We start from the raw sequence: 14,120 nt of genomic DNA on the forward strand, positions 1-14,120 counted from the left end.
ATATTCACAGCGCCAGTTTAATACTGGCGCTGCTGTTTAACCCCCTAACTAACCCGCAATGAAAAAAATTATTCCGGTAGAGTCGAAAAAACAATTGGGCGCTTTTATTGACTTTCCGCACGAGCTTCACAAGAACGACCCGTATTACGTACCGGAATTATTTATTGCCCAACGCGATCTGCTCACCACGCACCCGTTTCATAAACACTCCTCGCTGCAAACCTTCCTGGCTTATGATGGCGATAAAATTGTTGGCCGTATTGCCGCTATTTATAACACCAACCATAACAGCTTTAATAAAGTTAACGAAGGTTTCTTTGGTTTCTTTGACGTAATTAACGATCAGGAAACTGCTAACCTATTACTGGATGAGGCTACCAAATGGGTAAAAGCCAAAGGTGCTACCAACATGGTGGGCCCTGTAAATCCATCAACCAATGAAGTTGCGGGCTTGCTGGTAAAGGGTTTTGATAGCTCGCCTATGGTGATGATGCCTTACAACCCGGAGTATTACATCACTCTTTTAGAAAACTACGGCTTTAGCAAGCAAACAGACCTGCTGGCCTGGCATTGGGATGGCAGCAATTACAACGATAAATCGTTACAGATGCTGGATAAATTGCAGGAGCGCCTTAAACGCAACAGCAATATTACTATCCGCAAGATCGATATGAAGAACTTTAAGAAGGAGGCCGATACCCTGCGCGATGTATACAACAGCGCATGGGATAAAAACCTGGGCTTCTTCCCCATGACCAACGACGAGTTTGACTATACGGCCAAAGACCTTAAAATGATCCTTGATCCTGATTTTGCTTTATTAGCCGAGCAGGATGGCAAGATTGTCGGCTTTGGCGTAGCCATCCCGGATATTAACCCTATTCTTAAAACCATTAAAAAGGGCAGGTTGCTGCCAACCGGTATCTTTAAACTGCTGTTCAGCAAAAAGAAGATAAAAGGTATACGCATTATGCTGCTGGGGGTAATTGAGGGTTACCGTAAGTTAGGTATCGAGGCATGCTTGTATGGTTCTATTATAAAAGCGTATAAAGCCAAAGGCCTGCAATACGCCGAAGCCAGCTGGACGCTCGAAAAGAACGACATGGTAAACCGTGCCATTGAGGCTATCGGCGGCGATCAGTACAAAACTTATCGCATCTACCAAAAAGCTATATAAATTATCCTTTCTTCATCCGCCTGTAATCTTTACCTTTTAGGTAGAAATTACCGTATGAATTTTGGTTATTTTGCCCGAGGTTTTGACCCAAACCCCTAATTGGGTCAAACCTATTAATAACATGATAGTAAACGCGACGGGCTATCCGCCCGTTGCGCAACTATATAACTAATAGTGAAAAACTAATGTAATTAACCGGCATTGCGTTACGCGGTACGGTTACGTTACATGGCCTCTTAAAAACAAACAATAAATAATGAAAATTAACATTAAACCTGCAGAAGGAAAATTAGGTATCCTGATACCTGGTTTAGGTGCAGTTGCTACTACTTTAATTGCCGGTGTTGAAGCTGTAAAGAAGGGTATTGCTCAACCCGTTGGTTCACTTACACAAATGGGAAGCATCCGCTTAGGTAAACGTACCGAAAACCGCAACCCAAAGATCAAAGATTTTGTTCCGTTGGCTAACCTTAACGATATTGTTTTTGGTGGCTGGGACGTATATGAAGATAACGTATACGAAGCAGCCGTTAACGCTGCTGTTTTAGAGCGCAACCTGCTTGATCAGGTTAAAGATGGCTTAGAAAAAATTAAGCCAATGAAAGCCGCTTTTGACAAGAACTACGCTAAAAACCTTGACGGTACACACGTAAAAACCGGTACCCGTTACGAGCTTGCACAGCAGGTAATGGAAGATATCAAAAACTTCCAGAAAGATAACGGCCTTGACCGCGTTGTGCTGGTATGGTGCGGTTCAACTGAAGTTTATTTTGAAGCATCAGATGTTCACCAGTCTTTGGCTGCTTTTGAGCAGGGGTTAAAAGATGACGACAAACGTATCGCACCAAGCATGATCTATGCTTACGCTGCTTTAAAATTAGGCGTACCTTTCGCTAACGGCGCTCCTAACCTTACTGTTGATATCCCTGCCATGATAGAGCTGGCTAAAGAAACCAGCACCCCTATCGCAGGTAAAGACTTTAAAACCGGCCAAACTTTAATGAAAACCATCCTTGCACCAGGCCTTGCTGCCCGTTCATTGGGTGTACACGGCTGGTTCTCAACCAACATCCTGGGTAACCGCGATGGTTTGGTACTGGACGATCCGGATAACTTCAAAACTAAAGAAGTATCTAAACTGGGTGTATTGGAAGATATCCTTAAACCGGAAGATAATCCTGAACTATACGGCGATATCTTCCACAAGATCCGTATCAACTACTACCCTCCTCATGGCGATAACAAAGAAAGCTGGGATAACATCGACATTTTTGGCTGGTTAGGTTACAAAATGCAGATCAAGATCAACTTCCTTTGCCGCGACTCTATCCTGGCTGCTCCTATCGCTTTAGATTTAGCTATCTTCTGTGATATGGCTAAACGCGCTAACATGAGCGGTATACAGGAGTGGTTATCATTCTACCTTAAATCGCCGCAAACCGCGCCGGGTCTGCATGCAGAGAATGATATCTTTAAACAATTGATCAAATTAGAAAATACCCTGCGTTACCTGATGGGCGAAGACCTGATCACACACCTGGGTTTAGATTATTACGACGATATGTTTGCCGGCCACCAGGCTTAATTCAAAAATTAGTAATAAACTATAACAAAACGGGGCGTTCACCTTTGGTGAAACGCCCCGTTTTTATTTTGCCCTTATTTTCCGATATTCGCGCAGCCAAAAACAGCGCAGCTTTCCCGGGCTTTTTCATCCGGCCTGACAATAATCAGGCATATTTTACGTAAATTGTAACAGTTGTATTACAAATGCGTCTACGCTGAGGGAGTTGTTGCAGTTTAAGGCCTTACAAGCGGCTACGCTAAAATCAAAAACACTATGCAGCCGTTAAAAACATAATGGCAACATTTGTAAAAGCGCAGGCATCGTCATTCGTGGCCTCGGCAGTTGATTTTTTAGTAACCATATTTTGTAAAGAAGTATTGGGAATATGGTATGTGGCTGCCAGTTTTACAGGTACCGTAAGCGGTGGCATAACCAACTTTATACTGGGGCGGGCATGGGTATTTAAAAAAAAGAAAGAAAAGGCCATCCCTGTACAGGCGGTTAAATACCTGCTGGTTTGGTGCGGTAACCTCCTTTTGAATACAGCGGGCGTGTTTTTAGTAACACACTACCTAAAGTTAGATTATAAGATATCAAAGATACTGGTATCGTTTTTTGTAGGTATTTTTTACAATTATTTCCTGCAAAAGAAATTTGTTTTTGCTTAACTATATACTTATAAATGATTTTTAGCTACCCGTATAAGCATCTGTTACTTATACTTTTTTTATTTACCAGTTTTTACGCGGCAGCGCAAAGCACAGTGGTTACCGGCACGGTAACGGATGTGGGCAATAATCAGAAACTACCTTATGTTAGCGTTTCTTTTGAGGGTAGCACCATAGGCACTAACACCGATAATAATGGTAAGTACACCATTAGTACCACACAGCCATACAACCGCCTAAAAGTTAGCTACCTCGGTTATAAAGCAGTTATCGTCAACATTACACCAGGTAAGCAGCAGGTGGTCAATATCAGGCTGGTACCTACCTCGCAAAACCTGGGCGAGGTTACCGTACAATCAAAAAAACGGGCTAAATATGATAATGAAAACCCTGCCGTGAAACTCATACGACAGGTTATTGCCAATAAAGCCAAAAACCGGCCCGAAGCTTATAATTATGTTGAGTACAAGGAGTATGATAAGATGCAGTTCTCGCTCAGCAATATCTCCGAAAAAGTAAAAGAGAAAAAGCTGTTCAGGAAATATAAATTCATTTTTGAGAATAAGGACAGCACTTCATACCCGGGTAAATCCCTGCTGCCTATTTATCTTAAAGAACGCGTTACGCAGGTTTTTTATCGCAAAAACCCCGAGGCCACCCGCGAAAAGCGGCTTGGCGAAAAGTCTGTTGATTTTGGGCCGGGCTTTGATACCGAAGGTGTTGGCCAGTACTTTCAGCACCTGTATGTAAAGGTAGATATTTATGATAACGACGTTTTATTGCTGGGCCGCCAGTTCCTGAGCCCTATAGCGGATAACGCCCCTACCTTCTATAAGTATTTCATTACCGATACTATTACGCTGCAAACAGGTAAAAAACTGGTGCAGCTAAGTTTTACACCACGCAACACCAATAACATCTTATTTGAGGGTGATATTTTTATTACCCTTGATGGCAATTACGCTGTACAAAAAGCCGCGCTGATCATTAATAAAAACATCAACGTAAACTTTGTGCGCAGCATGAACATTGACCAGGACTTTGAGTTAAGCCCTGATGGCCGTTACCACCTTTCGCGAAGCAATACCTTTGCAGATTTTGGCCTGAGCCAAAAACGCAAAAGCGGGTTATTTGGCTCGCGCACTATTGTGAGGCGCGACTTTGTGATCAACAAACCCCACCCCGACAGTACTTACGCCACACCACCTGAGGTTGACGACGAAGAACTGCGCAACAAGCCCGACAGCTTCTGGGTAAAAAACCGTTTTGATACGCTAAGCACCGCCGAATCAAAAACCTATAAAAACATTGATAGCCTGGTACACATGCCATCATTCCGCCGCACGGCCGATATTATTAACCTGTTATTTGCCGGCTTTAAAAATTTTGGCAAGTTTGAGATAGGCCCGGCAAGTACCTTTTACAGCTTTAACCCGGTTGAAGGTTTCCGCCTGCGCCTGGGCGGACGTACCACAGCAGATTTCAGCAAGCGCATATTTTTCGAAGGCTATGGCGCTTATGGTTTTAAGGACGAACGATGGAAGTACTTTTTTGCTACCACCTATTCGCTTAACGGTAAAAGCATTTACCGTTTCCCCCAACATTATATAAGGGCAAGTATACAGCGCGAAACTAAGATACCCGGCCAGGAACTGCAGTTTATACAGGAAGATAACGTACTGCTTTCCTTTAAACGTGGCCGTAACGATAAGTATTATTACAACGACCAGTACCGTTTTGAATACGTAAGCGAATATGCCAACCATTTCTCCTATAAACTGGGGCTACGCAAGCTGATCCAAACACCAGCGGGTAGCTTAGTACCTTTTATAAACAGCGCCGGTACACAAACTTTTAATAACCTTACTACCTCTGAGGCTACCATTGGCCTGCGTTACGCGCCCAAAGAGCAATATTACCAGGGTAAGCTTTTCCGTACGCCTATTATTAACCAATACCCTAAACTATCGCTGGAATATACCGCCGGTTTAAAGGTGCTTGACGGGCAATACCGCTACCATAAACTTGATTTCAGGGGCGAGAAACGCTTTTATGAAGCTCCGTTCGGTTTTTCGGACGTGATACTGGAAGCTTCACGTACTTTCGGGCAGGTGCCTTATCCGCTGCTGAACATATCGCGTGGTAACCAGACCTTCGCTTATGTAATAGACCAGTATAACCTTATGAACTTCCTGGAGTTTGTGAGCGATAAATCGGCCAGTATCATTGTCGACCATCACTTTGGCGGTTTCTTCTTTAACAAGATACCTTTGTTTAAAAGGCTTAAATGGCGCGAAACCGCTTCAGTTAAAGCTTTATGGGGAGGACTGAGCCGGGAAAATACACCTGCATTTAATGGAAACCTTTACCAGTTCCCGGTAGATAACAAAGGTGTACCTATCACTTATGCCTTAGGTAACAAACCTTATACAGAAATTAGCTTTGGTGTCGAAAACATTTTTAAATTCATTAGGTTAGACTACGTTAAACGCTTAACTTATCTGGAAAACCCCGATGTAGCTAAATGGGGTGTCCGTGTGAAAATCAAATTTGACTTTTAAGCGATAATAGTTAATTTAGGTTTATCTACATTTACCTTTGAAATGGCACAACAAACAACATCACTACGCACTAATCTACAACTGGGTATATATAAGGTAATTGATCCATTTGTTAAATTACTTATTAAACTGGGTTTAACGCCCAACGCCGTTACTTCAATAGGTTTTGTATTAAATGTAGGTGTGGCGGCAATTTTTATTGTTGGCTCTGAACACGGTAACCGTGGCGATTTCAGCTACATTGGCTGGGCCGGGGGCCTTATCCTGTTCGCGGGGCTGTTTGATATGCTTGATGGGCAGGTAGCCCGCTTAGGCAACATGAAATCGGTATTTGGTGCCCTTTATGACTCTGTTTTAGACCGCTACAGCGAACTGATCATGTTCCTGGGTATATGTTATTACCTCGTTGCTCATCATTACTTCCTGAGCTCTATATTCGCTTTCATTGCCCTTATCGGTTCTATGATGGTAAGCTACGTACGTGCCCGCGCGGAAGGTTTAGGTGTGGAGTGTAAAGGCGGCTTGATGCAGCGCCCCGAGCGTGTAATTACCATAGGCCTGTTCGCTATTGCCTGCGGTATCAGTTCATCGTACATTGGTGGAGATTATAAGTTGTTTATCCCGGGGATAAAGTACCATGTGTTTGAAACCATGTCTATCTTCACCTTCCCTATAGCCATACTGGCCGTATTAACTAACCTAACTGCTTTTGGCAGGTTAATGGATGCTAAAAAAGCTTTGTCTGATAACGAAGAATGAATAAAATACTGCTAAGGTTTTTGTTAATTTTTTGCTTATTTACAGCAACAGCTTACAAAGCCCATGCAAGCATACCGGTAACTTGTGATACACTGAGTACGGATACTGTTCCGCCGGCCTACAAAACTCAGGATGGCAAGGTCTATCCTCCCGTACCGGATAACCCTAACAGGCTTTTTTATCTGCAACGCTCTAAAAACATCAATGCTGTTTGTTATGATGTAAACATCAACCCCGAAACAGGCCTGGCAGATGAAAAATCGCCGATAAACATTTACTGGTTAAGGTTTGCCGAGGCCAATGGTGAAAAAGAAGAGTTAACCTATATACAGCGCAAGTTTGCCTATGGTATCAACTCCAAATCGCTGGGTAATGGCAGTTTCGATATCAGGTTAGTGTCATACGATAAAATTCCGTTTAAATTGATGCAGGGCACCGACGGAAAATATCATATCTTCGCAATTGTTTCAAAAAAGCGCATACTGCTTAAAAGTATTTTTATTAAGACAGACGGTGGCTCTATGTGGTCGCCAAATGTTATTTTTGTAGAAATGAAGGGTACCGATCCTGAAACCGGAAAAGAGGTGACCGAACGTTTTAAACCCTGATGATTATGGCTAAGAAAAATTTTGTTTCCAACTCCACCGAATCGGTGAGGATGTTTAAAAGCGATTTCCTGGAAAGTTTATCAAAAGTACACTACTTTGTACCTATTATAGTTTTTGTACCGGTTATACTGGCTTGCGGTTATTTCGCGTATGAGAAAAACATTGGTTTAGTTAATTTCATATGGCTTTTCGCAGCCGGTCTTTTTGTGTGGACCTTTACCGAGTACGTATTACACCGCTATGTGTTCCATTTTGTACCTAAAGCCAAATGGGCTTTAAGGTTACACTTTATTTTCCACGGTGTACACCACGATTATCCAAGTGATGCCAAACGTTTGGTAATGCCGCCATCGGCAAGCATCCCATTGGCTACCGGCTTTTACTTTTTGTTTAACGCCCTCCTGCCTGCAAACTATGTACTTGGTTTTTTCCCTGGCTTTATTTTGGGTTACCTGGTGTATGATATATCGCATTACGCTATCCACCATTTTAACTTTAAAGGCAGTTTCTGGAAAAAGATCAAACAGCACCATATGCTGCACCATTACCAGGACCCTACCAAAGGTTACGGTGTAAGCTCTCCAATGTGGGACAAGGTGTTTAACTCAGATTTCATTAAAAAACAGAATGACTAATGCGCATAGCAATGATATCCGTATCAATGCCAAAAGCGTCAGCATTGTTACCGGTGTATCTGTTGCCTACCTGATCCTCTCCTCCCTGCTGGTTGGCTTTAAAACAGACCAGCTGGTACTCATAGGTATTTTTAACGTACTCTTTTACGCCTCTGTAGTTACCCGGAAGTTTATCCTGGGCTTTACCATATTTATTGTATACTGGATCATTTTTGATTACATGAAGGCCTTCCCTAACTACAACTACAATGATGTAGCTGTGGGTGGGCTTTACGGCGCCGAAAAAGATATTTTCGGCATCAGCGTTCAGGGTAAAACCGTTACCCCTAACGAGTACCTGCGCATGCAAAGCACCGACTTTCTGGATGCTATTACCGGCTTCTTTTATCTATGCTGGATACCGGTACCTCTTGCCTTCGCTGCTTATTTATTTTTTAAGAACAAACGCCAGTTCCTGTATTTCTCGTTAACCTTTGTACTGGTTAACCTGCTGGGCTTCATAGTATATTATGCGTACCCTGCTGCACCGCCCTGGTATGTCCAATACCATGGCTTAAATTTTCATCCGTTAACACAAGGTAGTACAGCCGGCCTCTCGAGATTTGACAGGCTCTTCCATATCTCGCTGTTTAAATCTATCTACGAGAAAGGCTCCAATGTGTTTGCCGCTATGCCTTCACTGCATTCATCATACCCAATTGTGGTATTGTATTACGGCATTAAAAACCGCTTGGGCTGGGTTAATATTTTCTTTGGATTAGTAATGATAGGGATTTGGTTTACAGCGGTTTATGCAAGCCATCATTATGTACTGGACGTACTGGCAGGTATATTATGTGCCACTATAGGTATTTTACTCTTCAACTGGATCTTATCGGCATCAAAAAAATTCAGGGATTTTTTGGGCAGATACGAGGCCGTTATCCGCTAAATTGTATAGTAAAATATACTTCTTACCGGATTATTGCTTCCTAAGCAATCTTCATTAATACTTCTACATTATCCTGTAAATACTTATTAATCAATACAATTAGGTATTTATATTAGTTTATTGTAATTTGCGCCTCCCCTGCAACATCAATAATTAATCGGGGCACGCATTTTGAATAAGTTGTTCTACATACTTATCCGGAATCAAATCACCAGATGAAGAAGATTATTACACTTATTTGTTTAGTAGCCGTTACATTTGTTTGTAAAGCCAATAACGATGCGTTAGACAGCTTGAAGCACAAGCTGCAAACCACTACAAATGACACACTTAAGGGCCCTATCTATACCCAGATTGCAGCTGAATACCTTAAGTTCGACACGATCATCAACCGTAACCTGCGTAATTATTATCAGACTGAAGCCATACACTGGTCACTACAGGCACTGCACAACTATTCTTTTTATGAAGACACATTAGGCATGAGGCGTTGCTTTGACGACCTGGCCAAGGTTTACACTGCTCAGCACCGTTACAGCCAGGCTAAATGGTTCCTGCTGCAATCAAAAAACATTTCACGCAAGCGCAATGATGTAGCATCAGTAGTGATGACCCTGGTGAAACTGGCCAACGTAAAAATGGATAACAAAGAAGCCAAACTTGCTATGCGCGACCTTAACGACGCGCTAAATCTCTCCGTAAAAAATAACCTGCTTAGAGAAGAGGCTTTAGTACAGCAAAGCTATGCCTTCCTGTATAACCGGCTTAACCAGAATGATAAAGGCGATATCGCTTCCAAACGTGTGGCCGAGATCAACGAAAAGCTACAGCAGATACAGGCCGAAAAACAACTGGCCGAAACAATGCCTAAAGATTCGGTGATCATCAAAAAAACTGAACCTGTTAAGAAAAAGAAGGCAACTCCCGCCAAAAAGCTCGCTAAGCTAAATACCATTAACACTACTTCGGTACGTAAGCTGGCTGTAGTGTATCCTGCACAAGCTAAGCTGTAATTTAAACCTACGGGCGGGTAAAGCGTCATATACCGGTATGAAGCGATACACCAGCATATTTTGTATAGTAGCCGCCGCGTTTACTTTATCGTTACTGGCTTTCAGGCAGGACGACGACGGATATTCCTCTTTCAAGGACAGATTCCTACAACTCATCAACCAAACCCGTACAAGGGGTTGTAACTGCGGTGGTACCTGGTACCCGCCGGCCCCACCATTGGTGTGGAATAACCAATTGGAAGATGCCGCCCGTGGGCATGCCAAAGACATGGCCCGCAGAAATTACTTCAGCCACGATAGCAAAGATGGACGCAGCATGACCACCCGCATCGTGCAGGCCGGTTACCACTTCAAAGGGTGGAAAAGCTTTATGAGCGGCGAAAATATCGCTTTTGGGCAACAAACTATAGAGGAAGTACAGGCCGGCTGGTTCAAAAGCGAAGGCCATTGTAAGAACCTCATGAACCCCGGCTTTAAAGAAGTGGGCGTAGCCGAGAAAGACCACTTTTGGGTGCAGGATTTTGGCGGCCGTGAGCCCTTTAGTCCCGAACAGCAAAGGCTGATGAAAGAAGGCAAGCTACGTTTGATACAGCGCGATTAGTTTGAAGGTCAAACTATCCTATGAGATTGCCACGCTGGCGCTCGCAATGACATTTTATTCTGACTTTCTATTTTTGACTTTTTAATTTTGACTTTTGACTTCCGTTTTAGGCGGCATAGGGCCGCGTAAGTGGATCACCAAGCCATTCAGAAAATTACGCAATAACTGATCCTTGCATTTCACAAAGTTGGGGTGGTCTTCGGCACGGAAGATAGCGCTTAGCTCGGTTTTAGTGGTGCGGAAATTCACCAGCGCCAGGATATTGATGATATCCTCATCGCGCAGTTTTAGGGCCACGCGCAGCTTTTTCATGATCTCGTTATTGCTCATAGTGCAAATATACATTATTACCAACCATCGTTGCTCCAACCCATTAATTGCATTACGGCATTAAACTGGGGCTGCAAAGCAGCGGAGATATGGGTTTCAACCCCGCTAACCGGATGGATGAAACTGAGTTCAAGCGCGTGCAGCAACATGGTTTCCATCTCCCATTTATCTTTAAACAGCTTGTTCTGCTTATTACAGCCGTGGGTGCGGTCGCCAATTATGGGGTGGAACACATGCGCGAAGTGTTTACGTAACTGGTGCATGCGGCCTGTTTCGGGTTTAGCTAAAACCAGTGAATATCTGGAGGTATCGTGCTTACCCAAAGGCACATTTAGCTCGGCTCTTTTGAGTGTTTGGTAGCGGGTTAAGGCATCCTGTAAAGTGCCGTTCTCCTTACGCAGCGGGTAATCAATGGTTTCCTCATCAGGCGTAAAACCGCGTACTACAGCCAGGTATTTTTTATTGACCTGGTTATTCATAAACATTTGCTGCATAGCCACTTCTGCTTCCTTATTTAAAGCGAAAATAAGTACACCGCCGGTCTTGCGGTCGATACGATGGGCCGGATAAACCTTCTGGCCTATCTGGTCGCGCAAGAGCTGTATGGCAAATTCTGAAACATCAGCAGCTATGGATGACCGGTGTACCAGTAAGCCGTGCGGCTTGTTAATAGCGACGAGATGTTCGTCGCGGTAAATGATCTCCAACATTAGCTTAAAGCAAATTGGAACTGGCCGGTTACCTGGTTAATGGTGTGGCTTTCGCCGGGTGCCAGCGGTGGTGGGTCTATCACAAAAACCTCGCTCTCCTCGTATCTCGATGCCACACTCACATGAGTAGCACCTGCATGTTCGGCAAAGAGCCGTACAGCCAGCTCGGGGTTGTTGTTATCTTTGGAGAGGTGCGCCAGCAGCACATGGCTCATGTACGGCGGCCTATGTTCAATAAACATCTCCAATGCCTGCCTGTTGGAAAGGTGGCCCTTGCCCCCACGTATGCGCTTCTTTAAAAAATACGGGTATCTGCCCTGCTCCAGCATATCTTCATCGTAGTTAGCCTCCAGGAAAACCGCGTGGCACTGTGTAAAATGGCGTATGAGGTGTTCGCAGGGCGCGCCGATATCGGTAAACACACCTATACGTGTTTCACCATTGGTGATCATGAAACTGTGCGGCTCCACCGCGTCATGGTGTTTAGGAAATGGCATTACTTGTAAATTACCTATCTGTACACACTCGTATGATCTTAAGCTAAAGCAAAGCTCACGCGGCACATCGCCGCAATGGTGTACGGTGCCATCGGTAACATAAACGGGCAAACTGTATTTTTTTGCCAGCACGGCTAAACCACGTATGTGATCGCTATGCTCGTGAGAAATAAAAATGGCTTTAACTTTTTTGATGGAAAGACCCAGGCGCAGCATGCGCTTTTCTGTTTCGCGGCAGGAGATGCCAGCATCTATCAATACTGCTTCATGCTCGTTACCAACATAATAACAGTTGCCGTTACTCCCCGAATTCAATGACGCTATATACACCGGCATAAGCTGCAAGTTAAGGGTTTATCATCAAATACTAAAAGTTTTAGTTAATAGATTTTTCAACACAGGATTAATCATCAAAACTGTATCACATTAACGAGGCAGGGCTTGCAGCCGACAGATTATGAGTATAATTGTATAGAAAAACAATACCTATGCTCTCAGAACCTACGTATTTACCGGCCCGCATAGTGGCCCCAAAAATAGAAGCGCATTTCACTACACATCAGCAGGCGGCAAGGGGAAGCAATGGCGATAATGTAGCCAGCGCGCCCCAGCTGGAAGTTATTGAGGCGGTAATTGATGTTGCCTTTTGGGCAAGCATGCGCCGCGAGGAAGGCCGGTCGCCCAATATTTCCCTGGCTTTGCTGCAACCCTCACAGTCTGATAAACCGCTGCTGTTTGGCGAAAAGCTGCGCCTTACTCCACAAAACCTCATAAAACTGGCACCAGCTGTTGAACAGCCCGGCATACACCTGGGCGTTTGGCCCGATGGCGACGACCTGTGCATATGGGGCACCACACACAGCGTACCTGCGCTTTGCTTTGTGTTGGAAGTGGTTGAACCGGGTTTGCTGGTGGTTAAGCACCGCCGGGTGGGTGGCTTTGGTAAATATGTGAACGTTGCCGTATTACAGGGCGACCAGATAAAGGTATTGGACGAAAACACCATGGGCATTGCCGATTGCCCGCAGCTGATAAAATCATTACAGGCCATGCCGCTGCCGGCTTACATGGGCGAATCATTTAACATACTGGTGCAACTGGCCGCGTCAATGCGCCTGCATAAAAGGGGCGGACTGGTATTTATTGTGCCGACGGGTACCGAAAAGTGGCGCGAATCTATTGTACAGCCGGTAAAATACCCGGTTGAGCCGCCCTACACCGCTATTGACGACCTGATGAAAAGCAAGGCCAGCGCTGCCGATAAACTGGAATGGCGCGAATCGTTACTGGAAGCGATTGACCTGATTGGCGGCTTTACCGCTGTTGATGGCGCTACGGTTATTACCGATAAGTACGACCTGCTGGCCTTTGGCGCAAAGGCGGCAAGGGCCGCGAACAGCCAGCCGGTGGGCGAAATTATTATGACGGAGCCTGTAGCTGATGGCCGCGCGAGGCGTGTACACCCTGCCCAGAGTGGCGGAAGCAGGCACCTGGCCGCCGCCCAGTTTGTAAGCGACCAGCACGATGCCATTGCCCTGGTAGCCTCACAGGACGGGCAGTTTACGGTGTTCGCCTGGTCTGAACAGGTTGGGCGGGTACACGCGCACCGGATAGATGTGTTGTTGTTGTGATCTCTAAAAATTCAACAAGTAATTTTAATAGAGCTGTTACATAAAGTGTGACAGCTTTTTTTTTAACAGTGTTTGAAAACAACAGTAGCGTATTTTATGAATGATTAGTTATATTTATTGTTAATAACTTAAATCTATATCATGAAAAATCTCGATGTCTTCTCAAAACGCATTATGTCTTTGTCAATCGCATTAGGCATTGTACTTTCAACGGCAAGCCTTTTTGTCTTTTCCCTTTCTACTATTTCAAAATCGTATGCTCAACCGCAAGGGCAACATCCCGTACAGCCAACGCCTACATACAAGGGATATGCCATCGTAGGAGTATATCCGGCAAACGGCAATGTTTATCTCGTAGGCGTTAATGAAAAAAACGTAATCAGCCCTATCGCAATATTTAAAAAAGACAATTAATAATATTGGTAAGAATAC

Annotated in this window: 15 protein-coding genes; 12 read left to right on the plus strand and 3 right to left on the minus strand. The window is 44.3% G+C overall.

Going from position 1 to position 14,120, the window contains the following annotated elements:
• Nucleotides 1-58 precede the first annotated feature (58 nt).
• The 10 genes from CKK33_RS14335 (at nt 59) to CKK33_RS14380 (ending at nt 10,520) form a co-directional block, all read left to right on the plus strand.
• Nucleotides 59-1,177, plus strand: coding sequence for a hypothetical protein (locus CKK33_RS14335; protein WP_095704762.1), 1,119 nt, complete (start codon nt 59-61; stop codon nt 1,175-1,177).
• Between the two features lie 256 nt (nt 1,178-1,433).
• The gene (locus CKK33_RS14340; RefSeq protein WP_095704763.1) at nt 1,434-2,762 is read left to right on the plus strand and encodes an inositol-3-phosphate synthase; all 1,329 of its coding nucleotides are present in this window, start codon (nt 1,434-1,436) and stop codon (nt 2,760-2,762) included.
• A gap of 275 nt (nt 2,763-3,037) precedes the next feature.
• Nucleotides 3,038-3,412, plus strand: coding sequence for a GtrA family protein (locus tag CKK33_RS14345; RefSeq protein ID WP_095704764.1), 375 nt, complete (start codon nt 3,038-3,040; stop codon nt 3,410-3,412).
• A 14-nt stretch (nt 3,413-3,426) separates the two neighbouring features.
• Nucleotides 3,427-5,973 carry a DUF5686 and carboxypeptidase-like regulatory domain-containing protein gene (locus CKK33_RS14350; RefSeq protein ID WP_095704765.1) on the plus strand — a complete coding sequence of 849 codons (2,547 nt, stop codon included), beginning with the start codon at nt 3,427-3,429 and terminating at the stop codon, nt 5,971-5,973.
• Nucleotides 5,974-6,015: 42 nt separating this feature from the next.
• A complete protein-coding gene (locus tag CKK33_RS14355) occupies nt 6,016-6,732 on the plus strand; it encodes a CDP-alcohol phosphatidyltransferase family protein (protein ID WP_095704766.1) in 717 nt (238 codons plus the stop codon).
• A complete protein-coding gene (locus tag CKK33_RS14360) occupies nt 6,729-7,340 on the plus strand; it encodes a DUF4833 domain-containing protein (protein WP_095704767.1) in 612 nt (203 codons plus the stop codon). Before CKK33_RS14355 ends, CKK33_RS14360 begins: the two co-directional genes overlap by 4 nt.
• A 5-nt stretch (nt 7,341-7,345) precedes the next feature.
• Nucleotides 7,346-7,975, plus strand: a complete 630-nt coding sequence (locus CKK33_RS14365; RefSeq protein ID WP_233138223.1) for a sterol desaturase family protein — start codon at nt 7,346-7,348, stop codon at nt 7,973-7,975.
• Entirely contained in the window at nt 7,968-8,906 is a 939-nt protein-coding gene (locus tag CKK33_RS14370; protein ID WP_095704768.1) for a phosphatase PAP2 family protein, read from the plus strand. The genes CKK33_RS14365 and CKK33_RS14370 overlap by 8 nt, the downstream gene beginning before the upstream one ends.
• Before the next feature lie 215 nt (nt 8,907-9,121).
• Nucleotides 9,122-9,919, plus strand: a complete 798-nt coding sequence (locus CKK33_RS14375) for a hypothetical protein (protein WP_095704769.1) — start codon at nt 9,122-9,124, stop codon at nt 9,917-9,919.
• Between the two features lie 37 nt (nt 9,920-9,956).
• Nucleotides 9,957-10,520 (plus strand): CAP domain-containing protein, encoded by a 564-nt coding sequence (locus CKK33_RS14380; protein ID WP_095704770.1) that lies wholly within the window; start codon nt 9,957-9,959, stop codon nt 10,518-10,520.
• Nucleotides 10,521-10,601: 81 nt separating this feature from the next.
• On the opposite strand, the gene CKK33_RS14385 is transcribed toward CKK33_RS14380, so the two are convergent.
• The 3 genes from CKK33_RS14385 to CKK33_RS14395 are packed head-to-tail and all read right to left on the minus strand — an operon-like array spanning nt 10,602 to nt 12,393.
• Nucleotides 10,602-10,850, minus strand: a complete 249-nt coding sequence (locus CKK33_RS14385) for a DUF1456 family protein (RefSeq protein WP_095704771.1) — start codon at nt 10,848-10,850, stop codon at nt 10,602-10,604.
• 17 nt (nt 10,851-10,867) lie between these two features.
• On the minus strand, nt 10,868-11,560 hold the full coding sequence (locus CKK33_RS14390; RefSeq protein ID WP_095704772.1) for a pseudouridine synthase: 693 nt from the start codon (nt 11,558-11,560) through the stop codon (nt 10,868-10,870).
• A complete protein-coding gene (locus tag CKK33_RS14395; protein ID WP_095704773.1) occupies nt 11,560-12,393 on the minus strand; it encodes an MBL fold metallo-hydrolase in 834 nt (277 codons plus the stop codon). Before CKK33_RS14395 ends, CKK33_RS14390 begins: the two co-directional genes overlap by 1 nt.
• A gap of 152 nt (nt 12,394-12,545) precedes the next feature.
• Here CKK33_RS14395 and CKK33_RS14400 point away from each other — a divergent pair, with 152 nt between their 5' ends.
• Both CKK33_RS14400 and CKK33_RS14405 read left to right on the plus strand, forming a co-directional pair.
• Complete coding sequence (locus tag CKK33_RS14400) at nt 12,546-13,688, plus strand: putative sensor domain DACNV-containing protein (protein ID WP_095704774.1); 1,143 nt, start codon at nt 12,546-12,548, stop codon at nt 13,686-13,688.
• A 141-nt stretch (nt 13,689-13,829) separates the two neighbouring features.
• Entirely contained in the window at nt 13,830-14,102 is a 273-nt protein-coding gene (locus CKK33_RS14405; RefSeq protein WP_095704775.1) for a hypothetical protein, read from the plus strand.
• Nucleotides 14,103-14,120 lie beyond the last annotated feature (18 nt).

It is taken from the genome of Mucilaginibacter sp. MD40 (assembly GCF_002288635.1).
Taxonomy (GTDB): domain Bacteria; phylum Bacteroidota; class Bacteroidia; order Sphingobacteriales; family Sphingobacteriaceae; genus Mucilaginibacter.